Raw genomic sequence first — 24326 nt, forward strand, 5'->3', positions numbered from 1 at the left:
ATGAACAATCGCAAAATTCCTTTGCGTAAATGTGTCGCAACTGGAGAAATGAAAAATAAAAAAGAACTAGTCCGCATTGTCCGGTCAAAGGAAGGCGATGTTTCAGTCGACTTAACCGGTAAAAAGAACGGACGAGGGGCCTATATTACTCTTGATAAAGAGAGCATACTTCTTGCAAAAAAGAAAAATATACTTGCCAATCATCTTAAAGCCAATGTAGATGAAGCGATTTACGATGAATTAATCCAATTGGCTGAGAAGGAGAAGCAATAAATAGATGAAACAGCAGCAACAATGGACGTCCTTATTGGGCTTAGCAAATCGAGCACGAAAAGTTATTTCGGGAGAGGAACTTGTTGTTAAAGAAATTAGACAACAAAAAGCTAAGCTTGTTCTTCTTTCACAAGATGCATCCGCTAATACAATGAAAAAGGTAACAGATAAATGCAAGTTTTATCAGGTCCCCTTTAAAATGGTTGAAGATCGCTACCTATTAGGGCAAGCAATCGGGAAAGAAGCGAGAGTCGTTGTAGCGATAAATGATGCAGGCTTTGCTGCAAAGTTAAAAACCTTGCTCGATTAATATTCTTGGGGGTGAACGTATGTCAAAAATGAGAGTATATGAATATGCGAAACAAACAAATGTATCTAGCAAAGACATTATTTCTACGTTGAAAGGAATGAATGTCGAAGTAAATAATCATATGTCAACAATCGAAAACGATGTAATTACAAAGCTTGATCAAAAATATAAAGCAACGAACAATGAAAACACAAAAAATGAATCAACAAAGAAACCGGGGAAACAAGTGGATAATACAAATAAAACAAATATCGAACAAAAGCCTTCTAATAATAAAAAACAAGCTCCAAATAATCAGAATAAGAAATCAAATCAGCCTGGAAACAAATCTAATCAAAAGGGTAAAAAGAATAACAAGAAAAATAAAAATAATTATAATGCTCCACAACCTAAACCGAAAAAAGAACTTCCAGAGAAAATTACGTTCTCAGGCAGCTTAACTGTTGGCGAATTAGCTGGTGAGCTTGGAAAAGAACCTTCAGAAATTATTAAAAAGCTTCTATTATTGGGTACAATGGCTACAATTAACCAGGAGCTTGACAAAGATTCGATTGAGTTAATTGCTGGTGAATACGGTGTAGAAGTCGAAGAAGAAATTGTGTTTGAAAAAACAGAATTCGAAAAATATGAAGAAGAAGATCGTGAAGAAGATTTACAAATTCGTCCAGCTGTAGTAACGATCATGGGTCACGTTGACCACGGGAAAACAACTCTTCTTGACTCTATTAGAAACACAAAGGTTACAGAAGGTGAAGCTGGAGGTATTACACAACATATTGGTGCATATCAAATTGTTGCTAATGATCAAAAGATTACTTTCTTAGATACACCAGGTCATGCTGCTTTCACAACTATGCGTGCTCGTGGGGCTCAAGTAACTGATATTACAATTTTAGTTGTTGCAGCAGATGATGGAGTAATGCCTCAAACAATTGAAGCTATAAACCATGCCAAAGCAGCAGAGGTACCAATTATTGTTGCAGTTAATAAGGTTGATAAACCAACTGCAAATCCTGATCGTGTTATGCAAGAATTAACAGAACATGGACTAGTACCTGAAGCTTGGGGTGGGGATACTATCTTTGTACCTGTTTCAGCTTTAACAGGTGAAGGCATTGATGAACTTCTTGAAATGATCTTGCTAGTGACAGAAGTTGAAGAGCTGAAAGCAAACCCAAACCGTCGTGCTACTGGTACTGTAATTGAAGCACAATTAGATAAAGGCCGTGGATCGGTTGCGACACTTCTTGTTCAAAACGGTACCCTTAAAGTTGGCGATCCAATTGTTGTTGGGAACACATTTGGCCGTGTTCGTGCGATGGTCAATGATCTTGGTCGTCGAGTAAAAGAGGCAGCACCATCTACTCCAGTTGAGATCACTGGCTTAAATGATGTTCCATTAGCTGGAGATCAATTTATGGTGTTTGAAGATGAAAAATCAGCTCGTCAAGTCGGAGAAGCAAGAGCTCAGAAGAAACTTGATGAACAACGAAGTGAAGGGTCAAAATTAAGCCTTGATGACTTATTTGAACAAATCAAACAAGGTGATATAAAAGATATTAATTTAATTGTTAAAGCTGATGTACAAGGTTCTGTTGAAGCTTTAGCAGCTGCACTGCAAAAAATTGATGTTGAAGGTGTACGTGTGAAAATTATTCACACTGGCGTTGGTGCAATTACTGAATCTGACATTATTTTAGCAGCTGCATCTAATGCTATTGTAATCGGGTTTAATGTACGCCCAGACGCAGGAGCTAAGAAAACTGCTGACGTTGAAGAAGTAGATATTCGTCTTCACCGTATCATTTATAAAGTAATTGAGGAAATTGAATCTGCAATGAAAGGGATGCTTGACCCAGAATTTGAAGAAAAAATTATTGGTCAAGTGGAAGTGCGTACAACTTTTAAAGTTTCTAAAATTGGTACGATTGCAGGTTGTTATGTAACAGAAGGGAAAATTACCCGTGATAGCGGAGTCCGCTTAATCCGTGATGGCATTGTTATTTTTGAAGGGGAAATTGATACGCTTAAACGTTTTAAAGATGATGTAAAAGAAGTAGCACGTAACTATGAGTGCGGAATCACAATTAAGAACTACAATGATGTCAAAGAAGGCGACATTATTGAAGCATATGTTATGGAAGAAATTGAGCGTAAATGATCGGATATGTTGATTGTGAATGTTTAATTTATGACTCACAGTCATTAAAAGATAAAAGAGCCGTATTACAACGAGTTCTAACTAGAGTCAAACAAAAGTATAATGTTTCTATTTCTGAAATAGATTTTCAGGATACATGGCAACACACAAAGTTTGGAATAGTAGCTATAAGCACATCAAAAGTACAAACAGAAAAAGAGTTACATCGTGTGTTACAATTTATTGATTCTTTTCCAGAAATAGAGAGAACAGTTACAATGTTTGAATGGTTTTAAGTTAAGAGGTGATAGACATGAGCTTAAGAGCAAACCGTGTCGGAGAACAAATGAAAAAAGAACTAGGGGATATTATCGGGCGAAAAATTAAAGACCCAAGAATTGGTTTTGTGACAGTAACGGATGTAAATGTTTCCGGTGATTTACAAATTGCAAAAGTCTTCATATCCGTTTTAGGGGATGAGGAGCAACGCCAAAACACATTAAAGGGTCTTGCTAAAGCCAAAGGGTTTATCCGCTCTGAAATAGGCCAACGGATTCGTCTTAGAAAAACACCTGAAATTCAATTTGAATTCGATGAATCAATTGATTATGGAAATCGGATCGAAACTCTGTTACATGAGTTGAATGTGGAAAATAAAGAGGAGGAATAACTCCTTTCAAAGGGATAGACACCTTCGTCTATCCCTTTTATTTTCGTTTTGTTCTTTGTTGATTTTTACATTGTAAATGTTTTTATATCAGAAAGTCGGAGGTAATAAGATGGAAGGTGTGCTTTTATTAAATAAGCCTGTTGGAATGACATCACATGACTGTGTTGCCAAAATGAGGAGACTTGCAAAAACAAAAAAAGTAGGTCACACAGGAACATTGGACCCGGATGTTACCGGTGTACTTCCAATATGTCTTGGGAGAGCAACAAAAATAGTTGAATATTTAACCGCAGCAACGAAAACATATGAAGCAGAAATAACAATTGGTTATTCCACTACTACTGAAGATGCATCAGGTGAATTAGTTGAGAGAAAAAAAGTTGAATCTCTGATAACTAAAGAAGAAGTTGAACAGGTTCTTGAATCGATGATTGGCACGATTGAACAAATTCCGCCAATGTATTCAGCTGTCAAAGTAAAAGGAAAAAAACTTTATGAATACGCTCGAGCCGGGATTGAAGTAGAAAGACCGGCCAGACTTATTACGATTAATGAACTAGTCATGTTAGGGGATGTGAAGCACAGCGATGATAAAGTAACATTTCGTTTTCGGGTGACATGTTCAAAAGGTACATATGTTAGAACATTAGCGGTGATGATAGGAGAAAGGCTAGGCTACCCTGCACATATGTCACATCTTATTCGAACAAAATCAGGTAATTTTGATTTGAATGAGTGTTATACATTTGAGGAAATTGAGGAAGCTGCTGAAAAAAAAGTACTCCAAAATTACTTACTTTCTATTGGAGACGCGCTAAATGATTTGCCGAAACTAATAATCCATGATACGCTAGCAGAGAAAGTGAAAAATGGTGCTGTATTAGAGCTGCCATCTCAATTTCAAAACATAGAGGCGGGTTCTCCTTTTGCTATATACAATGAGAATCAACAATGTTTAGCTATATATACAAAGCATCCTACAAAAAGTCACCTTATGAAGCCGATAAAAGTCTTATACATTGAAGAATAAGGTGCTTTTTTATATGACGAAATAGAATTATAGCATTATAAGCGAAAAAGGTGAAGTTGACTGTGAAACTAATTAACCTGTCCCACCCACATCATATAGAACAAATGGAACAGCCAGAAATGGCCCTAGCACTTGGATACTTCGATGGAGTTCATAAAGGACATCAAAAAGTAATACTAAAGGCGAAAGAAATTGCAGAAAACACAGGAATGAAAAGTGCTGTTATGACATTTCATCCGCATCCGCTTGTTGTCCTCCGAAAACAACAAGAGATCGAGTATCTAACACCTTTGGAGGAAAAGATCAAATTAATTGAACAGCTAGGTGTTGATATACTATTTGTTGTTGAATTTACAAAAGAATTTGCTTCTTTGCTCCCTCAACAGTTTGTTGATGAATTTATTATCAATCTTAATGTTAAACATGTAGTTGCAGGATTTGATTTTACATATGGTCACTTAGGAAAAGGAACGATGGAAACCATGCCATTTCATTCAAGAGAACAATTTTTACATACTACTGTTGAAAAATTAACAGATCATGATCGAAAAGTAAGTTCATCACTTATACGTGAAGTTATTCGAAGTGGGGATGTAGCATATGCCGATACTTTGCTAGGTCGACCTCATTTTGTAACGGGAACAGTTATCCATGGAGATAAAAGGGGTAGAACAATCGGTTTTCCAACTGCAAACATCGACGTTGAGGATAATTATTTACTTCCGCCAACAGGTGTATATGCAGTTTCAATTTTAATTGATGGCCAAGTTTATGAAGGTGTGTGCAATATTGGGTATAAACCTACTTTTAAAGATGAAAAAGCGCTAAAACCAAGTATAGAAGTTCATATTTTTGACTTTCATAACGAAATTTATGGAAAAAAAGTATCTGTTTCTTGGTATAAACGTTTAAGAAGCGAGCAAAAGTTCCATAATATAGAAGAGCTTATTGAGCAGATATCTAAAGATAAAGCAGCTGCCGAAGAATTCTTTGAAAAAAAGACGGTTTAGTCCTTGCAATATCAGTTGAAAAATAGTATTCTAATTGATGTAGTTTAAAACCATTGCTTGGCAATTCGATTCACCAACGATTGCTCGGTAATTGGGGTTTTGCAAATTAAGGAGGTGAAAAGGATGGCTATCACACAAGAACGTAAAAATGAACTAATCGCTCAATACAAAACACATGAGTCTGATACTGGATCTCCAGAAGTTCAAATTGCTATCCTTACTGAGGACATCAATAATCTTAACGATCACTTACGTGTTCACAAAAAAGACCACCATTCTCGTCGCGGTCTATTAAAAATGGTAGGTAAACGTCGTAACTTATTAACTTACCTACGTAATAAAGACGTAACTCGCTATCGTGAGTTAATCAACAAGCTTGGTTTACGTCGATAATTACTTTAAAAGCGGGATTTCTCCCGCTTTTTTAGTGTATATAAAACTGAAAAAGAAATAAATAAATCTAATTATTTTGTGGTTGGAGCAATATTAAAACCACAAAGATATGGGAAATCTATTTACATATAAAAACTATACTGATATGTTGAAATTAAATGGTTCATACTAATACATAATGTGATTAAAAAGAGAAGGAGTTTTACATATATGGGACAAGATAAACAAACGTTTTCCATAGACTGGGCTGGTCGAAACTTAACAGTTGAAATTGGTCAGCTTGCAAAACAAGCAAACGGATCAGTATTGATTCGTTACGGTGATACAGCCGTTTTAAGCACTGCTACTGCATCAAAGGATCCAAAACCTCTAGATTTTTTTCCACTTACAGTGAATTATGAAGAGCGTTTATATGCCGTTGGGAAAATTCCAGGCGGATTTATTAAAAGAGAAGGTCGTCCTAGTGAAAAGGCTATTTTGGCAAGCCGTTTAATAGACCGTCCAATTAGACCTTTATTTGCAGAAGGCTTTAGGAATGAAGTTCAAGTCATTAGTATTGTCATGAGTGTTGATCAAGATTGTTCATCTGAAATGGCTGCAATGTTTGGTTCATCCTTAGCACTTTGTGTATCTGATATTCCATTCGAAGGACCGATTGCTGGTGTAACAGTTGGAAGAATTAATAATGAATTTGTTATTAATCCAACTGTTGAACAAGCCGAACAAAGTGATATACATCTAGTTGTAGCAGGAACTAAAGATGCCATTAACATGGTTGAAGCAGGTGCAGATGAAGTTCCTGAAGAAACCATGTTAGAAGCAATCATGTTTGGTCATGATGAAATTAAGCGCCTTATTGCTTTCCAAGAGGAAGTAGCTGCTGCTGTTGGGAAAGAGAAAATGGAAGTTCAGCTGTTTGACCTTGATGCTGATTTAGAGAAGGATATTCGAGAACTAGCCGAGAATGATCTTTTAAAAGCGATCCAAGTGCAGGAGAAACATGCACGTGAGGATGCCATCAATGCAGTTAAAAATAGCGTTGTAGAAAAATATGAAGCAGAAGAAGCGGATGAAGCTACAATCAAAATGGTCAAACAAATTTTATCAAAGATTGTAAAAGCAGAAGTTCGTCGATTAATTACTGAGGATAAAGTAAGACCGGATGGACGTGGTGTAGATGAAATTAGACCACTTTCATCAGAAGTTGGTATATTGTCAAGAACCCATGGCTCAGGATTGTTTACTCGTGGGCAAACACAAGCATTAAGTATTTGTACTCTAGGAGCACTAGGAGATGTGCAAATTTTAGATGGATTAGGGATCGAGGAATCAAAGCGCTTTATGCACCATTATAATTTCCCGCAATTCAGTGTGGGTGAAACTGGACCAATGAGAGGCCCTGGTCGTCGGGAAATTGGTCATGGGGCATTAGGAGAACGTGCGTTGGAGCCGATCATTCCTTCTGAGAAGGACTTCCCATATACAATTCGTTTAGTATCAGAAGTTCTAGAATCAAATGGTTCAACTTCTCAAGCAAGTATTTGTGCTAGCACCCTTGCGATGATGGATGCTGGTGTTCCAATCAAGGCACCTGTAGCAGGTATTGCGATGGGACTTGTGAAATCTGGTGAACATTACACTGTTTTAACAGATATTCAAGGTATGGAAGATGCTCTTGGAGATATGGACTTTAAAGTAGCTGGTACTGAAAAAGGCGTAACAGCTCTACAAATGGATATTAAGATTGATGGTTTATCTCGTGAGATACTTGAGGAAGCTTTACAACAAGCGAAGAAAGGTCGTATGGAGATCCTCAAATCGATGATGGCAACAATCTCAAATCCGAAGGAAGAGCTATCACAATATGCTCCTAAGATCTTAATGATGTCGATTAATCCAGATAAAATTCGGGATGTAATCGGACCAAGTGGAAAACAGATCAATAAGATCATTGAAGAAACAGGTGTTAAGATTGATATTGAACAAGATGGTACAGTGTTCATTTCTTCAGTGAACGAGGAAATGAATCAAAAGGCGAAGAAAATCATTGAGGATATTGTACGTGAAGTTGTTGTCGGTCAAATGTATTTAGGAAAAGTGAAGCGAATTGAAAAGTTCGGAGCGTTTGTTGAAATATTCAGTGGAAAAGATGGACTAGTTCACATTTCTGAATTGGCAGAAGAACGAGTAGGAAAAGTGGAAGATGTTGTATCAATCGGTGATGAAATATTAGTAAAGGTTACTGAAATAGACAAGCAAGGTCGTGTAAATCTATCTAGAAAAGCAGTACTAAAGGAACAAAAAGAAAATCAACCAGAAAAACAGGATTGATTTTCATGATTGGAGGCCGTGGGTAACCAGGCTTCTTTTTTCAATTATATGCTTTGGTAGATCATTTACAGGACAAACTCCATTTTTGTTCTACCTTGTCCCCTTTTTACATATTTTTTAGTAAAAAGGGGGATACATAATGCAAAGGAAAATTATTCAACTTGTAGGAATTGTGTTCATTATAACAGTAGCCATAGGCTTTATAAAAAATCCATATACCTCATCATATCTTGATCAAATAAAAGAAGCTGACATAACGGTTGCTAAACATCAAGATAAGCTATATGAAGAGATTGCAGCTAAAGCAAAGGAATATAGAATTCCAGCTCAAAATGCAGAAATACATAAAGTGTGGAAAGCTACCCCTGGTTATAATGGGTTAGAAGTAGATATTGATGAGTCATATAAAAAGATGAAAACGAAAGGCTCCTTTGATGAAAATCTTCTAGTTTATCGACAAGTACAACCATCTATTCACCTTGAAGATCTAGAAGCTGAGCCAATTTATAGAGGTCATCCTGATAAGCCTATGGTTTCTTTTATAATCAATGTAGCTTGGGGAAATGAGTACATTCCTGATATGCTTGAAACGTTAAATAAATATCATGTTAAAGCAACTTTTTTTCTTGAAGGAAGATGGGTTAAAGAAAACCCTGATATGGCAATGATGATTGTTGACGCAGGACATGAAATAGGGAATCATTCCTATACTCATCCCGATATGAGTCAACTGTCGTCAGATAAAATAAGAGAACAATTAGCCAAAACAAATGATGTGATAAAGTCTGTTACAGATATCACTCCAACTTGGTTTGCTCCTCCAAGTGGCAGTTTTAAAAAAGAGGTCGTAAAAATTGCAGATGAAATGAATATGAAAACAGTCATGTGGAGTGTTGATACTATTGATTGGCAACGTCCAGAACCACATGTATTAGTATCTCGAGTTATGGGAAAAGTCCATAACGGAGCACTCATCTTAATGCATCCAACATCTTCAACATCAGAAAGTTTAGAAACCTTAATACTATCGATTAAGCAAAAGGGATATTCCTTTGGTTCAGTGACAATGCTCGTTGATGAAGAACGATTATTTAGAAAAGATATACAACCAAATAAGGAATAGACAACGAAGAAGGAGGAACACTTTTGATCAAAAAATATACGTGTCAAAATGGAGTAAGGATTGTACTGGAAAATATTCCAACAGTTCGATCTGTTGCAATAGGAGTTTGGATTGGAACGGGATCTCGAAATGAAAACCTTGAAAATAACGGTGTGTCTCACTTTCTAGAGCATATGTTCTTTAAAGGAACGAAAACAAGAACAGCAAGAGAAATTGCAGAATCTTTCGATAGTATTGGTGGTCAAGTAAATGCTTTTACTTCGAAGGAATATACATGCTATTATGCAAAAGTTCTTGATGATCATGCTAGTTATGCATTAGATGTACTTGCTGATATGTTCTTCAATTCAACCTTTGATGAGGAAGAATTAAAAAAAGAAAAAAATGTTGTATATGAAGAAATTAAGATGTACGAAGATACTCCTGATGATATTGTTCACGACATTCTGAGCAAAGCAACATATGAAAATCATCCGTTAGGTTATCCTATTTTAGGAACGGAGGAAACCTTAACGTCTTTTAATGGTGATACATTAAGAGAGTATATGAATAATCACTATACACCAGAAAATGTCGTTATATCTGTTGCAGGAAACGTAAATGAAAGTTTTATAAAAGAAGTTGAAAAGTTTTTTGGATCGTATGAAACCAAAGCACAAAAACGAGAATTTCAAAAACCAAGTTTTCATGATCAAAAACTAGCTAGACAAAAAGATACAGAACAAGCTCATCTATGTATCGGATTCAATGGTCTTGAGGTTGGACATGATGATATTTATAGTTTGATCGTCTTAAATAATATACTAGGTGGTAGTATGAGTAGCCGTTTGTTCCAGGATGTTCGTGAGCAAAAAGGTCTTGCTTACTCTGTTTTCTCCTATCACTCTTCATATGAAGATAACGGCTTGCTTACCATCTATGGCGGTACAGGCAGCAAGCAATTAAATCTTTTGTTTGATACAATTCAAGAGACATTAGCAACTTTAAAGGCTGAGGGAATTACAGCAAAAGAATTAGCAAATAGTAAGGAGCAAATGAAGGGTAGTTTAATGTTAAGCCTGGAAAGTACAAATAGTCGAATGAGTCGAAATGGGAAAAATGAACTCCTGCTTGGCTATCATCGCTCTTTAGACTCGATTATAGAAAAAGTGAATGAGGTAAGTGAAGAAAGTGTAAATACGCTTGCTAATCAAATATTCACTGACACCTATTCTGTTGCTCTTATCAGCCCTGAAGGGACATTACCAACGAAACTTCAATCATAAATGAAACTTCCATCAGTGGGGGCTTCATCCCCCGCTGATGGTTAGTTGAACCAATCGGACCTTGACGGGCAGTTATCGCCCACCTTCCCTCTATGTAAACTCAAAAAATTGAGCTGGGGGTCTTAAATAAAAAATAGATGTCTACGATTTATTTTTATATAAATTGTAGGCATTTTTTTATGAGGTCGGTTGATAAGATAGTAATAAGGAGGAATGAATATGAGACTTAGTGAACTATCTGGAAAAGAAATCGTTGATGTGAAACGAGCAGAACGATTAGGGGTACTTGGGCAAACAGATCTTGAGATTAATGAACAAACTGGGCAAATTACAACGCTTATCATCCCTTCGTTAAAATGGTTTGGTTTAAAAAAACAAGGTCAAGAAATTCGAGTTCCTTGGCAGCATATTAAAAAGATTGGAACTGATATGATTATTCTCGACATACCGGATGAACAAATTGATAAAATTGAGTCTTAAAACCTCTACGATTGGCAATTTGCCGATCGTTTTTTTGTATACCCACTAAGATTTTTTTATACCAATCCGTTCATGAAAACCTCTTTCTTTTTCTCTTCTGTTTATTCACCCATATGTCGATTTCTACATAGTATGTTGAAGTAAGTTATCCTAGGATCTCAAGGAACTGTAAACAGAAACATAAGCAAAAAGAAGGTGAACATACAACATGTTAACAGGATTAAACGTAGCTGTTATTGGCGGTGATGCAAGACAGCTAGAAGTTATCCGTAAATTAACTGAACTTGATGCAAAGCTTTTTCTCATTGGTTTTGACCAACTTGATCATGGGTTTACTGGTGCAACCAAAGTCAAAATGGATGAGGTTCCATTTCAAGAAATAGATGCGATTATATTGCCAATCCCTGGTACGAATCAAGAAGGGATTGTGGAAACTGTCTTTTCAAATGAAGAGGTCATTTTAACTGAAGAGTTAATGAATCAAACACCTTCTCATTGCACCATTTATTCTGGTATTTCAAATTCTTATTTAGATAATCTAGTTCAAACAACAAATAAAAAATTAGTTCAACTCTTTAAAAGAGATGATGTAGCAATTTATAACTCGATTCCAACGGTAGAAGGAACGATTATGATGGTGATCCAACATACAGATATAACAATTCATGGCTCAACTGTTGCTGTATTAGGTTTAGGCAGAGTTGGTATGAGTGTGGCGAGAACATTCTCTGCACTAGGTGCAAACGTAAAAGTAGGTGCAAGGGATACAGCAGATTTAGCTAGAATTACCGAAATGGGACTTAGTCCGTTCCACATTAATCATCTAGAACAAGAGGTAAAAGACATAGATGTATGTATAAATACAATTCCAGCAATGGTTGTAACAGCTAAGGTCATTTCCAAAATGCCGGCACACACCTTAGTAGTTGACCTTGCGTCAAAACCAGGTGGAACAGATTTTCGATTTGCAGAAAAACGTGGGATTAAGGCACTATTAGCACCAGGATTACCAGGGATAGTAGCTCCAAAAACAGCCGGGCAAATTGTCGCGAATGTTTTAACACAGCTTTTATGTGAGTTAAAGATAGATGGAAAGGGGTTATCTTCATGAAATTAGAAGGTAAGCGGATAGGATTTGGTATTACAGGATCTCATTGCACATATGAGGAGGTCTATCCACAGATCAAATCATTATTAGATGAGGGAGCAGATGTTATTCCTGTTGTTTCCTTTACAGTAAAAAACACAACAACCCGTTTCGGAAAAGCGGGAGAATGGGTAGAAAAAGTAGAAGAGTTAACAGGAAATAAAGTGATTGATTCCATTGTTGCAGCAGAACCTCTTGGTCCTAAACTACCGCTGGATTGTATGGTGATTGCTCCACTAACAGGTAATTCGATGAGTAAATTTGCAAATGCTCTCACTGATTCACCGGTACTAATGGCTGCAAAAGCAACCTTAAGAACTCATCGCCCTGTAGTTGTAGGAATTTCTACAAATGATGCCCTTGGTTTAAATGGAGTAAATCTTATGCGCCTGATGGCAACAAAAGATATTTATTTTATTCCATTTGGCCAGGATGCACCTGACAAAAAACCGAATTCAATGGTTGCGAGAATGGAAGCCTTGCTTGATACTGTTTTAGCTGCATTAGAAGGGAAACAATATCAACCTGTTGTTGTAGAGAAATTCCGTGATTTAGAGAAATAATTTCATAATTCAATCAAAGAATCAAATTTTTTCATCCATTCGACAATTAATGTGATAGAATAGTACGTAAAAGATTTGAAGCTGTATTTTAAAGTGAATATAGCTGGAAGGAGCTAGTGTTAAATGGAAGCAAAAGGTTATCATGTAGCAGTAGTCGGAGCAACAGGAGCGGTGGGGCAGCAAATGCTTCACACATTAGAACAACGTAATTTTCCAATTTCTAAATTAACTTTGCTTTCTTCTGAGCGTTCCGCAGGGAAAAAAGTAATGTTCAGAGATGAAGAATATATTGTCGAAGCTGCAACTCCAGAAAGTTTTGAAGGTGTTCAAATTGCCTTATTCTCAGCGGGTGGAAGTGTATCAAAGGAACTTGCACCAGAAGCAGTAAAGCGCGGAGCAATTGTTGTTGATAATACGAGTGCATACCGTATGGATGAGAATGTTCCATTAGTTGTTCCAGAAGTGAATGAAGAGGCTTTAAAAGCACATAATGGAATTATTGCAAATCCAAACTGCTCAACAATCCAAATGGTTGTTGCTCTTGAGCCTATTCGTCAGCAATTTGGTTTAAATAAAGTTATTGTATCAACTTATCAAGCTGTTTCAGGTGCTGGTGCAGCTGCAATAAATGAGTTAAAAGAACAATCAAAAGCAATTTTAAATGGTGATGATTTCTCTCCAGAAATTCTTCCTGTAAAAGGTGACGATAAACACTATCAAATTGCTTTCAATGCAATTCCACAAATTGATAAATTCCAAGATAACGGATATACTTTTGAAGAAATGAAAATGATTAATGAAACGAAAAAAATCATGAGTATGCCTGAACTTCATGTTGCAGCAACATGTGTTCGTTTACCTGTTGAAACAGGACATTCTGAATCTGTGTATATTGAAGTAGATGCTGAAGGTGTTTCTGCACAACAAATGAAAGATTTATTAAAAGATTCTGATGGAATTACATTACAAGATGATCCATCACAACAAATCTATCCAATGCCAGCAAATTGCGTAGGTAAGAATGACGTATTTGTCGGAAGAATCCGTAAAGATTTAGACCGTGATCACGGTTTCCATATGTGGATTGTTTCTGACAACCTTTTAAAAGGTGCTGCATGGAATTCTGTACAAATCGCAGAAAGTTTAGTGAAATTACAACTAGTTTAACTCTTTTAGAAGAGAGCATGGTATGTTGCCGGCTCTCTTCTCTCACGTCTATAGTAGAGGTGTTATCATTGAAAATTATTGTTCAAAAGTTTGGCGGGACATCTGTAAAGGATGATCGCGGGCGCAAGATGGCGCTTGGTCATATACAAGATGCGATAAAAGAAGGATATAAAGTGATTGCGGTCGTTTCTGCAATGGGACGTAGTGGTGATCCATATGCGACTGACACGCTTTTAAGCTTGGTCTACGGTGAACTGAAAAATATTTCTAATAGAGAACAGGATATGCTTCTTTCATGTGGTGAAGTGATTTCATCCATCGTTTTTTCAAGCTTATTAAATGAAAATAATATAAAAGCAACATCGTTAACAGGTGCGCAGGCTGGTTTTGTGACAAATAATGAGCATACGAATGCAAAAATTTTAGAGATGAAATGTGACCGCCTGTTAGACACATTAGCTCAACATGATGTCGTTGTTGTTGCTGGATTCCAAGGAGCATCAACAACGAATGGAGATACTACAACAATTGGTAGAGGGGGAAGTGATACCTCTGCAGCAGCTCTTGGTGCTGCAGTTGGTGCCGAATTTGTAGACATCTTCACAGATGTTGAAGGTGTTATGACTGCAGACCCTAGAATTGTTGAAAATGCAAAACCACTATCGAAAGTAACGTATACAGAAATTGTAAATCTTGCCTATCAAGGTGCGAAGGTTATCCATCCTCGAGCAGTAGAGATTGCAATGCAAGCAGAAGTTCCGATTAGGATAAGATCAACTTACTCAAAAATGCCTGGCACCTTAGTTTCTTCTAATCAAACGGACAAAAAGGGCAGTGATGTTCATGAAAGACTGATCACGGGAATTGCTCATGTTTCAAATGTTACGCAAATCAAAGTAACAGCAAAGGAAGGACAATACAATGTTCAGACAGAAGTTTTTAAAGCTATGGCGATGGAAGGCATTAGTGTTGATTTTTTCAATATTACCCCTAAATCTGTTATTTACACAGTAACAGATCAGGTAACATCACGAGCGGTTGAAGTTCTGCAGGAATTAGGTTATGAACCGTCAATTATTAGACATTGTGCAAAGGTTTCTGCAGTTGGAGCAGGAATTATGGGTGTTCCAGGTGTAACATCAAAAATCGTGACAGCTCTTTCTGAACAAGGAATCCAAATCCTTCAATCAGCTGATAGCCATACAACAATTTGGGTGCTTGTCAAAGAGGATGATATGATAAAAGCGGTTAATGCTTTACACGAAGCCTTTGATCTATCAAAATAGAGATAAATTCTTTTAATATGTTAAAGAAAGAAAGTCTTACATTTATAAGACTAAGCATGATAACATATTAGTTACAATGTGCTGCATAAGGAGTGAAGGTAAGAATGAGTCATTTTGGAAAAGTTTCTACAGCGATGATAACCCCATTTGATAAAAACAATAACATTGATTTTCAAAAAACAACAATGTTAATTGATTACCTAATCAATCATGGATCAGATTCTTTGGTGGTAACAGGGACAACCGGTGAATCCCCAACATTAAGTAATGAGGAGAAAATCGCCCTTATTAAACATACGGTGAAAGAAGTAAATGGTAGAGTTCCGGTCGTTGCAGGAACGGGTAGTAATAACACAAATGCGTCCATTAAATTGACAAAACAAGCAGAAGAAGCTGGTGTTGATGCGATTATGCTTGTTGTGCCATACTACAACAAACCAAGTCAAGAAGGTTTATATCAACATTTTAAAGCAATTATTGATTCAACATCATTACCTGTGATGTTATACAACATTCCTGGCAGAAGTGCTGTTAACATGTCAGTTGATACAATCGTACGTTTATCAGAAATTCCTAATGTTGTTGCTGTTAAAGAGGCAAGTGGAAGCTTAGAAGCTATGGCAGAAATTATTTCAAAAACAAAAGAGGATTTTGCTCTTTACTCTGGTGATGATGGTTTAACTTTACCAGCCCTTTCCATTGGTGCCGATGGAGTTGTTTCCGTAGCATCTCATATTATTGGAGATGAAATGCAGGAGATGATTAAATCTTATTTATCAGGAGAAACTGCTGCCGCTGCCGAACAACATCGAAAATTACTCCCAATTATGAAGCAGTTGTTTACAGCTCCAAATCCAAGTCCTGTAAAAACTGCATTACAGTTCAAAGGGTTAGACGTTGGATCTGTTCGTCTTCCTTTATTACCATTAACAAGTTCAGAAAGAAGCGAATTAATGGAAGTAATACAAAGTAATCTAAGGTAAGTTTCGCAAAGGTAACAAAAAGATGGTGCTAACAGTTAGCACCATCTTTTTTAATTACTGGAAATCGAGTCCTGCCCAAATTAGAACTTGGCGACAGCTAGGTTTTTCTTAAATCCTACCTACTGGCTAAGTTCATAAGTTCATCCACACTAAAAAGATCTTGCCTACTTCTCAAAGCATATTATACGACTAAAATTTCCTTGTGTTCCATTTCTTTCATCAGTTATAATATTTCTAAGTGACGTTGAACGGGTACTTCAGTAGGGAGGATTTTCATGGAAAAGACAGAGAATATAAAATTAATCGCCTTAGGCGGTGTTGGAGAAGTCGGAAAAAATATGTTTGTTGTTGAAATTAATTCCGACATTTTTGTAGTGGATGCAGGTCTTATGTATCCTGAGGATGAAATGTTAGGGATTGATATGGTTATACCAGATATAACATATTTAAAGGAAAATGAAGACCGAGTAAAAGGAATCTTTTTAACCCATGGCCATGACGAAAGTATAGGTGGGATTTTTTATTTATTAAATAATATTAGTGTTCCTATTTATGGGACAAAGCTTACACTTGCTTTAGTTGGTGAAAAACTAAAAGAAAATAAAATGAGGCAGACTGTTTTAGTAAAAGAAATTGATAACGACACCGTCTTATCTTTTGAAAGTACTGAAGTTTCCTTTTTTAGAACAAATCATAGTATACCAGATTCGGTGGGAATTAGTTTTTCTACAACAATGGGTTCGATCATTCATACAGGCGACTTTAAGTTCGACCAAACACCTGTTGGAAATAGTCTAATGGATATTGGGAAAATTGCGGCTCTTGGTGAAAACGGTGTCCTTTGTTTGTTATCTGATAGCGTAAACGCAGAGAAGCCAGGGTATTCAGGTTCAGAGGCCAATGTCGGCGGAGAAATCTCAGATGTTATGTATAATGCTGAAGGAAGGGTCATAGTTGCCGTTTTTGCCTCTAATTTATACCGCATTCAACAAGTCATTAATGCTGCCGTCAAAAATAACCGAAAACTTGCCGTTGTTGGTAAAAATATGCGAAATATCTTAAATCTTGCTATTAATCTAGGGTATATTTCCGTGGAAGAGGATTTATTTATATCAATTAATGAGATAAATAAACATTCTGAAAGGGAAATTGCAATATTAACGACAAGCAATCATGGCGACCCGCTTGCTGTTCTATCACGAATGGCCAAACAAGCACATAAACAAGTTAATGTTAAAAATGGTGACACTGTTTTAATAGCTGCAACGCCAATACCAGGACATGAGCTTGTTTTTTCTAAAACGATTGATATTTTAAGTAGAGCTGGCGCGAATGTTGTGTTTGGACAAAAACAAATACATACTTCTGGGCACGGACACCAAGAAGAACTAAAAATGATGCTGAATTTAACGAAACCAACATATTTTATCCCAATACATGGGGAATATAAAATGCAAAAAGCACATGAAAAATTAGCTAAACAAGTTGGTATTGATGCTCAAAACATTTTTCTTGTTGAAAAAGGCGACATCGTTGAGTTTAAAGGAGATGAAGTATATACAGGTGGAAAAGCACCATCAGGAAATGTACTTATTGATGGGTTAGGTATTGGAGATGTTGGTAATATTGTTCTCCGTGATCGTCGTTTATTATCACAGGATGGAATTCTAATTGTAGTTGTTACATTGGATAAACAAAGAAAACAAATCATATCTGGTCCTGAAATTATTACAAGAGGATTTGTATATGTAAGAGAATCAGAAGAATTAATTACAAATGCTACAAAGGTGGTTGCGACGATAGTAGAGCGAAGTATGCAAGAATATTCGATTGAATGGTCACAACTTAAATTAAGTATTAGAGAAGCACTTAATCAATTCCTATACGAAAAAACGAAAAGACGTCCAATGATTTTACCAATCATTATGGAAATATAAAATGTCAAAAAAGCATTGAATTTTTTCAATGCTTTTTTTATTGTATACTATAAAATTCTATGTTGATTCAATAATAAAAGCCTTCGCCGGTAGGATTTTGCGAAAAGCAAAACTTTTCTATCCTATCTAGATCATGATAAAAAAATGATGTTTTGTATCCATCCTTCCATCATTTCGTATGAAAAAAATAAGGTTGTAAATACTACAAACAGACTGATAAAGAAAGGATGGCTAACATGACAAATCATGATCATTACATAAAAGATGAGGAAGTACAGAAACAAGAAAATAAAGAGAGCTCCATTGTAGATAAAATTCAGCAGCTCGGTCAAACTAATGTGCCACAAATGGGGAATGAGTCAAAAATCCATTGTTTAACAATCGTCGGACAAATAGAAGGGCACATCCAATTGCCACCACAAAATAAAACAACAAAATACGAGCATGTTATTCCTCAAATTGTAGCAATCGAGCAAAATCCTAATATTGAAGGTTTGCTTGTCATTTTAAATACTGTTGGAGGAGATGTTGAAGCAGGACTTGCCATTGCAGAAATGCTAGCATCATTATCAAAACCGACAGTATCTATTGTTTTAGGAGGAGGACATTCAATTGGGGTACCAATAGCTGTTTCTTGTGATTATTCCTTTATAGCTGAAACAGCAACGATGACAATCCATCCGGTTAGATTAACTGGCTTAGTGATTGGTGTACCACAAACATTTGAATATCTGGATAAAATGCAAGAACGAGTGATCAATTTTGTAATTAGCCATTCCGGCATCAGTGAAGAAAAATTTAAAGAGCTAATGTTATCAAAAGGGAATTTAACAAGAGATATCGGAACTAATGTTGTGGGAAGAGATGCTGTTGAATATGGATTAATCGATGAAGTCGGAGGAGTAGGGCAAGCTATTCAAAAACTAAACAGTATGCTTGAAAAAAATGATGAAGATAAGGTGCTGCAATGATATACTATACAATGATGCCAGAGGAACTCATGTTCCCTTCGGTTGAAGGGGACTATAAAAAACAATCCATCGTTGAAATGAATGGTGTACAACTTCTTGTTCAACAAACAGAAAACTCTCAGTACGAAATTATTCGTGTGATGAGTAGTAACCCACAGCATTATCTTGATTCTCAATTATGTCCAGGTCAAAAAATTACAATGTCTTTTTCGATCAATTAAGAGGATTATGGTATAATAAATATTAGTATGTACAAAGAGGCAGCCTGATTCGGCTGCTTTCTTCTTTTGATTATCGAAATCATTTTTATACATAATAAAGCCTTTGGCTAATAAGAAGATTAAAAGATAACAGGTGATGTAAATGGCTAAAAGAAAAAGAAGACAGAGAAAGTCAAAGGATGATTGGAAAAGAACATTAAAGTATGAGCTAGTAGGATTAATCATTTTGGCAATCGCCCTCATCTCCATATCCAAACTAGGATTTGTTGGTTCTACATTTGTCCATTTGTTTCGGTTTTTCAGTGGAGAGTGGTACATGTTATTTTTAATAGGAATTGTCCTATTTTCCCTATATTTGATTTGGAAAAGGCAAATACCAAAGTTATTTAACAGACAGATGGTTGGAATTTATTGTGTCACGGCTTCATTATTGCTATTAAGTCATGTCACTTTATTCAAACTGCTATCACATAATGGTACGTTTGCTTCGCCGAGTGTTATTTCAAATACACTGGAATTATTTTGGATGGATGTTAAAGGAGAAGCAAGTCATGTTGATTTAGGAGGAGGTATGCTAGGAGCAATTATTTTTGCTTCCTCTTATTACTTATTTGCAGAAGCCGGATCAAGAATCATCGCGATTGTTTTAATTGTAATTGGCATGATCTTAATAACAGGTCGTTCTCTGCAGGCAACAGTTGCAAAAATTCTTAGACCAATTGGAAGGTTTATAATAAACCAAACTATTGGTTTTATAGAAGATATGAAAGGTCTCCCCGAAGCAATCAAACAAAAGCGTACTGAACAAAAAGAAAGAAAACAGCAAAAACAATTTGAGAACAATAATGTTGATGAGCTGATGGTGGACGAGCAAGATGAGCTAAAACCGATTATCTCAAGTTTTTCCGACAATGGAGATCAGCAAGAAATGGTTATTCATACAATGGAAAATCAACAAGTATCTGAAAACAATCATGGAAGAGCATCCGGAAAAACGCAGAGTGATTATGAAAACCTTTCTGAGGAATCAAGCAAAGAGCAGGAAATGATTCAACCTATGGCTTTTGTTGAAGTCGAAAATAAGGATTATAAGCTTCCACCAATAGATTTACTTAAAGCACCAAAGCACAATTCACAACAAGCAGATAAGAAAAATATTTATGAAAATGCACGGAAGCTTGAAAAGACGTTTCAAAGTTTTGGAGTTAAAGCAAAAGTAACACAGGTTCATTTAGGTCCAGCGGTAACAAAGTATGAAGTATATCCGGATGTGGGTGTAAAAGTTAGTAAAATTGTTAACTTAAGTGATGATTTGGCACTGGCTTTAGCAGCGAAAGATATTCGAATTGAAGCACCGATTCCAGGAAAGTCTGCTGTCGGAATTGAAGTTCCGAATTCGGAGATTGCGATGGTGTCTCTAAGAGAGGTACTAGAATCAAAGGCTAATGATCGCCCGGATGCAAAACTTCTCATCGGATTAGGTAGAGACATATCAGGTGATGCTGTTTTAGCAGAGCTCAATAAAATGCCTCACTTACTTGTTGCTGGATCTACGGGTAGTGGTAAGAGTGTTTGTATTAACGGAATTATCACAAGCATTTTAATGAGAGCAAAACCTCATGAAGTTAAATTAATGATGATTGATCCTAAGATGGTTGAATTAAATGTTTATAATGGAGTGCCACATTTATTAGCTCCTGTTGTAACAGATCCTAAAAAAGCGTCTCAGGCACTAAAAAAAGTCGTGAATGAAATGGAAAGAAGATATGAGCTATTTTCACACACAGGAACTAGAAATATTGAAGGTTATAATGAGATTATTAGGCGGAATAATCTAGAAGAAGAAGCAAAACAACCAGAGCTTCCTTATATTGTTGTCATTGTTGATGAGCTTGCTGATTTAATGATGGTAGCATCTTCTGATGTAGAAGATTCTATTACAAGGCTTTCACAAATGGCACGTGCTGCCGGCATCCATCTTATTATTGCCACACAGCGTCCGTCTGTTGATGTTATTACAGGTGTTATTAAGGCTAACATTCCTTCGCGAATTGCGTTTAGTGTTTCTTCTCAAACAGACTCTAGAACAATTTTAGACATGGGGGGAGCGGAAAAGCTCTTAGGAAGAGGTGATATGCTCTTTCTGCCTGTTGGGGCATCAAAACCAGTTCGTGTGCAGGGGGCATTTTTGTCAGATGATGAAGTAGAAAAAACGGTGAACTTTGTCATTGGTCAACAGAAAGCTCAATATCAAGAAGAAATGATTCCGACTGAAGTGGCTGAAATGACAACAGAAGTTGAGGATGACTTATATGAAGAAGCTGTACAGCTTGTGGTTGATATGCAAACTGCATCTGTATCTATGCTTCAAAGACGTTTCCGTATCGGGTATACCAGGGCGGCTAGATTGATTGATGCAATGGAAGAACGAGGAGTTGTTGGACCTTATGAAGGTTCTAAACCACGTGATGTCCTGCTTTCCAAAGAAAAACATGAAGAATTAACATCTTAAAAGAAATGACTAAACAGAAATGGGTAAAGATAGACCATTTTCTGTTTAGTTTTTTTATTTTCTTATCGACAAAATACGACAAAAGGAGTACGATAAGACTGTGAAACTGAAGGTTAGTGATATTAAATATTTTTAAGGAAACAAACTATACTATAAACATAGACAACTTTTATTATTTCGACAATTTTATTCGTTTCTATTTATTTCTAGATAAAAACATGATATAGTATTTTCGATTAGAGTAAGGTGTATAACATCAGATGTCTGATCTCTTATACATTGCGGGTAAAATGGGGGCGTATCAATGACCATAAAGTCTGACAATCGACATTTGTATTTACAAGTGATTGATAAAATAAAAGAGGATATTGAGAACGGTACATATCGCGAAAAAGAAAAACTACCTTCTGAATTTGAACTTTCAAAATCATTAGGTGTCAGTAGAGCCACCTTAAGGGAAGCGCTGCGAACACTTGAGGAAGAAAACGTTATCATTAGAAGACATGGTGTCGGAACATTTGTCAATTCTAAACCAAAATTCACCTCTGGTATAGAGCAGTTAAATAGTGTTACGGCTATGATTGAACAAGCAACCCTTAAGCCAGGAACAGTTTTTCTTTCTTCATCCATAACAGGTGCGACTGAAGATGAGATCAAAAAGTTTAAGTGTAAAAGAGATGAAGATATCTTTCTGCTTGAAAGAGTTCGCACAGCAAATGGGGAACCAGTTGTTTATTGCTTAGACAAAATTCCCACTTCAATTTTGCCTGAGACATTTGACCATGAACAGGAATCTCTTTTTAAATTGCTTGAGGATAAAGCTAATATCTATATTAGTTATGCTGTTACCCATATCGAACCAATTGGGTATCATGAAAAAATATCCCCCATTTTAGAATGTGACCCTGAAACATCACTGCTCCTTTTAAAACAAATGCACTATGATGAACAAGATCAACCAGTTTTATACTCATTAAATTATTTCAGAGCAGATCACTTTAGTTTTCACGTTGTAAGAAAGCGTTTATAGGTCAGAATAGAAAGAGAAATTAAAATTTATTACTATTTTTTAATACTTCTTACATAAAGTTTGTCAGAAAATCTTCACTGTTTAGTGCTTACCACCTAGTGGTTGTTTAAAATAGACGAGTGTACAGGATCTATACTGTAAGGAGGTGGTTTGCTCGTATAGGCTGTAACTTTTGTTTATTTTAATTCTTTTACAATACTTTTTAGGGGGCTATAAAATGAAAAAGAGACATGGTTTAGCATTATCATTATTTTTAGCTGCTGGTACTTTATTAGCTGGCTGTGGTGGAGCAAACAACGATGAAGGAACTGGCACTGAAGGCGGCGGAGAAGCAGCCGATGATCAATTTACCGTAGCAATGGTAACAGATGTTGGTGGAGTTGATGACAAATCATTTAACCAATCGGCTTGGGAAGGATTACAAGCTTTTGGTGAGGAAAACGGCCTTGAAAAAGGAACGAACGGTTATGATTATTCCCAATCTCAAAGTGATGCAGATTATGTGACAAACTTAAATACGCTTGCTCGTAAAAATTTCGATTTAATTTACGGAATTGGCTACTTATTACAACCAGCAGTTGAAGAAATTGCACAACAACAAAAAGATACACACTTTGCTATTGTTGATAGTGTTGTAGAACAACCAAACGTTGCAAGTATTACTTTTAAAGAGCACCAAGGATCATTCCTAGTAGGTGTTGTAGCAGGATTAACAACAAAAACAAATAAAATTGGATTTGTTGGCGGTGTTGAAGGGGATTTAATTAAAAAGTTTGAAGTAGGTTTCGTAGAAGGTGTTAAAGCAGTAAATCCTGATGCAACAGTGGATGTTCAATATGCAGGAGCTTTTGATGCAGCTGATAAAGGGAAGGCAATTGCATCAAGTATGTATGGTGCTGGTGCAGATATCATTTATCATGCTGCTGGTGGTACTGGTAATGGTGTGTTCTCTGAAGCGATTGACTTAAAAGTTCAAGATCCAGACCGTGAAATTTGGGTAATTGGTGTTGACAAAGACCAACATGAAGAAGGAAACGGAAAATATAAAGATGGTGAAGAATTCAATATTACTTTAACTTCAATGGTTAAACGCGTTGATGTTGCTGTTCAAGACCTTTCTGAAAAAGCAAAAGCTGGTGAATTCCCAGGTGGAGAAGTGATCGAATACGGTATTGAAGAACAAGCGATCGGTATTGCACCAAGTGACGAGCATTTATCAGAAGAAGTAAAAGCAAAAGTTAAAGAATTCGAAGAAAAGATTGTTAATGGCGAAATTGAAGTACCAACAAAATAATCAATAGATAAGGGCTGACTTACTTGAATGTTCAGAATCCTCCATTAAATAGCTCATATATAAGCTTTTGGATAGAGGATATGATCAGAGTAGAAGTCAGCCTTTATTCCTGAAAATCATTAAATTTAAATCTTCTAACTATTCAAGAAACTTATCGAGTGAGAGTAAAACTCACCAGTTTAGTGAATTT

23 protein-coding genes are annotated in these 24326 nt (G+C 36.2%); all 23 read left to right on the forward strand.

Translation table 11 applies throughout. The annotated features are described in order from the left end of the window. The 23 genes from rnpM (at position 1) to AC4GZ8_RS03730 (ending at position 24136) form a co-directional block, all read left to right on the forward strand. Positions 1–273 carry an RNase P modulator RnpM gene (gene rnpM / locus AC4GZ8_RS03620; RefSeq protein ID WP_491080464.1) on the forward strand — a complete coding sequence of 91 codons (273 nt, stop codon included), beginning with the start codon at positions 1–3 and terminating at the stop codon, positions 271–273. Between the two features lie 4 nt (positions 274–277). Further along, positions 278–583: a YlxQ family RNA-binding protein gene (locus AC4GZ8_RS03625; RefSeq protein ID WP_216773193.1), complete on the forward strand. Its 306-nt coding sequence runs from the start codon at positions 278–280 to the stop codon at positions 581–583. Positions 584–602: 19 nt separating this feature from the next. Beyond that, complete coding sequence (gene infB, locus AC4GZ8_RS03630; RefSeq protein ID WP_491080465.1) at positions 603–2744, forward strand: translation initiation factor IF-2; 2142 nt, start codon at positions 603–605, stop codon at positions 2742–2744. Further along, positions 2741–3019: a DUF503 domain-containing protein gene (locus AC4GZ8_RS03635; RefSeq protein ID WP_491080466.1), complete on the forward strand. Its 279-nt coding sequence runs from the start codon at positions 2741–2743 to the stop codon at positions 3017–3019. Before infB ends, AC4GZ8_RS03635 begins: the two co-directional genes overlap by 4 nt. Before the next feature lie 17 nt (positions 3020–3036). After that, positions 3037–3393, forward strand: a complete 357-nt coding sequence (gene rbfA, locus AC4GZ8_RS03640) for a 30S ribosome-binding factor RbfA (RefSeq protein WP_026559308.1) — start codon at positions 3037–3039, stop codon at positions 3391–3393. 109 nt (positions 3394–3502) lie between these two features. Beyond that, positions 3503–4423: a tRNA pseudouridine(55) synthase TruB gene (truB, locus tag AC4GZ8_RS03645; protein ID WP_491080467.1), complete on the forward strand. Its 921-nt coding sequence runs from the start codon at positions 3503–3505 to the stop codon at positions 4421–4423. Between the two features lie 62 nt (positions 4424–4485). After that, positions 4486–5433, forward strand: a complete 948-nt coding sequence (gene ribF / locus AC4GZ8_RS03650) for a bifunctional riboflavin kinase/FAD synthetase (RefSeq protein ID WP_491080468.1) — start codon at positions 4486–4488, stop codon at positions 5431–5433. Positions 5434–5556: 123 nt separating this feature from the next. Continuing rightward, positions 5557–5826, forward strand: a complete 270-nt coding sequence (gene rpsO / locus AC4GZ8_RS03655) for a 30S ribosomal protein S15 (RefSeq protein WP_026559305.1) — start codon at positions 5557–5559, stop codon at positions 5824–5826. A gap of 210 nt (positions 5827–6036) precedes the next feature. Then, complete coding sequence (gene pnp / locus AC4GZ8_RS03660) at positions 6037–8157, forward strand: polyribonucleotide nucleotidyltransferase (RefSeq protein ID WP_491080469.1); 2121 nt, start codon at positions 6037–6039, stop codon at positions 8155–8157. Between the two features lie 139 nt (positions 8158–8296). Next, positions 8297–9280: a polysaccharide deacetylase family protein gene (locus tag AC4GZ8_RS03665; RefSeq protein ID WP_491080470.1), complete on the forward strand. Its 984-nt coding sequence runs from the start codon at positions 8297–8299 to the stop codon at positions 9278–9280. Positions 9281–9303: 23 nt separating this feature from the next. Continuing rightward, positions 9304–10545, forward strand: a complete 1242-nt coding sequence (locus AC4GZ8_RS03670; protein ID WP_491080471.1) for a M16 family metallopeptidase — start codon at positions 9304–9306, stop codon at positions 10543–10545. Between the two features lie 219 nt (positions 10546–10764). Next, on the forward strand, positions 10765–11025 hold the full coding sequence (locus AC4GZ8_RS03675; RefSeq protein ID WP_491080472.1) for a YlmC/YmxH family sporulation protein: 261 nt from the start codon (positions 10765–10767) through the stop codon (positions 11023–11025). A 208-nt stretch (positions 11026–11233) separates the two neighbouring features. Continuing rightward, the gene (gene dpaA / locus AC4GZ8_RS03680; protein WP_491080473.1) at positions 11234–12136 is read left to right on the forward strand and encodes a dipicolinic acid synthetase subunit A; all 903 of its coding nucleotides are present in this window, start codon (positions 11234–11236) and stop codon (positions 12134–12136) included. Then, entirely contained in the window at positions 12133–12735 is a 603-nt protein-coding gene (locus AC4GZ8_RS03685; RefSeq protein WP_491080474.1) for a dipicolinate synthase subunit B, read from the forward strand. The genes dpaA and AC4GZ8_RS03685 overlap by 4 nt, the downstream gene beginning before the upstream one ends. A gap of 123 nt (positions 12736–12858) precedes the next feature. Continuing rightward, the gene (gene asd, locus AC4GZ8_RS03690) at positions 12859–13902 is read left to right on the forward strand and encodes an aspartate-semialdehyde dehydrogenase (protein WP_491080475.1); all 1044 of its coding nucleotides are present in this window, start codon (positions 12859–12861) and stop codon (positions 13900–13902) included. Positions 13903–13970: 68 nt separating this feature from the next. Further along, complete coding sequence (gene dapG, locus AC4GZ8_RS03695; RefSeq protein WP_491080476.1) at positions 13971–15188, forward strand: aspartate kinase; 1218 nt, start codon at positions 13971–13973, stop codon at positions 15186–15188. 104 nt (positions 15189–15292) lie between these two features. Then, entirely contained in the window at positions 15293–16171 is an 879-nt protein-coding gene (gene dapA / locus AC4GZ8_RS03700) for a 4-hydroxy-tetrahydrodipicolinate synthase (RefSeq protein WP_491080477.1), read from the forward strand. Positions 16172–16440: 269 nt separating this feature from the next. Further along, the gene (locus AC4GZ8_RS03705; protein ID WP_491080847.1) at positions 16441–18108 is read left to right on the forward strand and encodes a ribonuclease J; all 1668 of its coding nucleotides are present in this window, start codon (positions 16441–16443) and stop codon (positions 18106–18108) included. Positions 18109–18335: 227 nt separating this feature from the next. Beyond that, positions 18336–19079: a ClpP family protease gene (locus AC4GZ8_RS03710; protein ID WP_491080478.1), complete on the forward strand. Its 744-nt coding sequence runs from the start codon at positions 18336–18338 to the stop codon at positions 19077–19079. After that, positions 19076–19300, forward strand: coding sequence for a YlzJ-like family protein (locus tag AC4GZ8_RS03715; protein WP_491080479.1), 225 nt, complete (start codon positions 19076–19078; stop codon positions 19298–19300). Before AC4GZ8_RS03710 ends, AC4GZ8_RS03715 begins: the two co-directional genes overlap by 4 nt. Before the next feature lie 142 nt (positions 19301–19442). Then, positions 19443–21812: an FtsK/SpoIIIE family DNA translocase gene (locus AC4GZ8_RS03720; protein WP_491080480.1), complete on the forward strand. Its 2370-nt coding sequence runs from the start codon at positions 19443–19445 to the stop codon at positions 21810–21812. A gap of 304 nt (positions 21813–22116) precedes the next feature. Next, a complete protein-coding gene (locus AC4GZ8_RS03725; protein ID WP_491080481.1) occupies positions 22117–22842 on the forward strand; it encodes a GntR family transcriptional regulator in 726 nt (241 codons plus the stop codon). Positions 22843–23059: 217 nt separating this feature from the next. After that, positions 23060–24136, forward strand: coding sequence for a BMP family lipoprotein (locus AC4GZ8_RS03730; RefSeq protein ID WP_491080482.1), 1077 nt, complete (start codon positions 23060–23062; stop codon positions 24134–24136). Positions 24137–24326: the final 190 nt, after the last annotated feature.

The organism is Metabacillus sp. RB-C-LZQ-3-1 (assembly GCF_058315175.1).

Bases quoted from the DNA above. Each gene is read 5' to 3' on its own strand.
- rnpM (WP_491080464.1), top strand. From the start codon at position 1: ATGAACAATCGCAAAATTCCTTTGCGTAAATGTGTCGCAACTGGAGAA.
- AC4GZ8_RS03625 (WP_216773193.1), top strand. From the start codon at position 278: ATGAAACAGCAGCAACAATGGACGTCCTTATTGGGCTTAGCAAATCGA.
- infB (WP_491080465.1), top strand. From the start codon at position 603: ATGTCAAAAATGAGAGTATATGAATATGCGAAACAAACAAATGTATCT.
- AC4GZ8_RS03635 (WP_491080466.1), top strand. From the start codon at position 2,741: ATGATCGGATATGTTGATTGTGAATGTTTAATTTATGACTCACAGTCA.
- rbfA (WP_026559308.1), top strand. From the start codon at position 3,037: ATGAGCTTAAGAGCAAACCGTGTCGGAGAACAAATGAAAAAAGAACTA.
- truB (WP_491080467.1), top strand. From the start codon at position 3,503: ATGGAAGGTGTGCTTTTATTAAATAAGCCTGTTGGAATGACATCACAT.
- rpsO (WP_026559305.1), top strand. From the start codon at position 5,557: ATGGCTATCACACAAGAACGTAAAAATGAACTAATCGCTCAATACAAA.
- pnp (WP_491080469.1), top strand. From the start codon at position 6,037: ATGGGACAAGATAAACAAACGTTTTCCATAGACTGGGCTGGTCGAAAC.
- AC4GZ8_RS03665 (WP_491080470.1), top strand. From the start codon at position 8,297: ATGCAAAGGAAAATTATTCAACTTGTAGGAATTGTGTTCATTATAACA.
- AC4GZ8_RS03675 (WP_491080472.1), top strand. From the start codon at position 10,765: ATGAGACTTAGTGAACTATCTGGAAAAGAAATCGTTGATGTGAAACGA.
- dpaA (WP_491080473.1), top strand. From the start codon at position 11,234: ATGTTAACAGGATTAAACGTAGCTGTTATTGGCGGTGATGCAAGACAG.
- AC4GZ8_RS03685 (WP_491080474.1), top strand. From the start codon at position 12,133: ATGAAATTAGAAGGTAAGCGGATAGGATTTGGTATTACAGGATCTCAT.
- asd (WP_491080475.1), top strand. From the start codon at position 12,859: ATGGAAGCAAAAGGTTATCATGTAGCAGTAGTCGGAGCAACAGGAGCG.
- dapA (WP_491080477.1), top strand. From the start codon at position 15,293: ATGAGTCATTTTGGAAAAGTTTCTACAGCGATGATAACCCCATTTGAT.
- AC4GZ8_RS03710 (WP_491080478.1), top strand. From the start codon at position 18,336: ATGGCTAACATGACAAATCATGATCATTACATAAAAGATGAGGAAGTA.
- AC4GZ8_RS03715 (WP_491080479.1), top strand. From the start codon at position 19,076: ATGATATACTATACAATGATGCCAGAGGAACTCATGTTCCCTTCGGTT.
- AC4GZ8_RS03720 (WP_491080480.1), top strand. From the start codon at position 19,443: ATGGCTAAAAGAAAAAGAAGACAGAGAAAGTCAAAGGATGATTGGAAA.
- AC4GZ8_RS03725 (WP_491080481.1), top strand. From the start codon at position 22,117: ATGACCATAAAGTCTGACAATCGACATTTGTATTTACAAGTGATTGAT.
- AC4GZ8_RS03730 (WP_491080482.1), top strand. From the start codon at position 23,060: ATGAAAAAGAGACATGGTTTAGCATTATCATTATTTTTAGCTGCTGGT.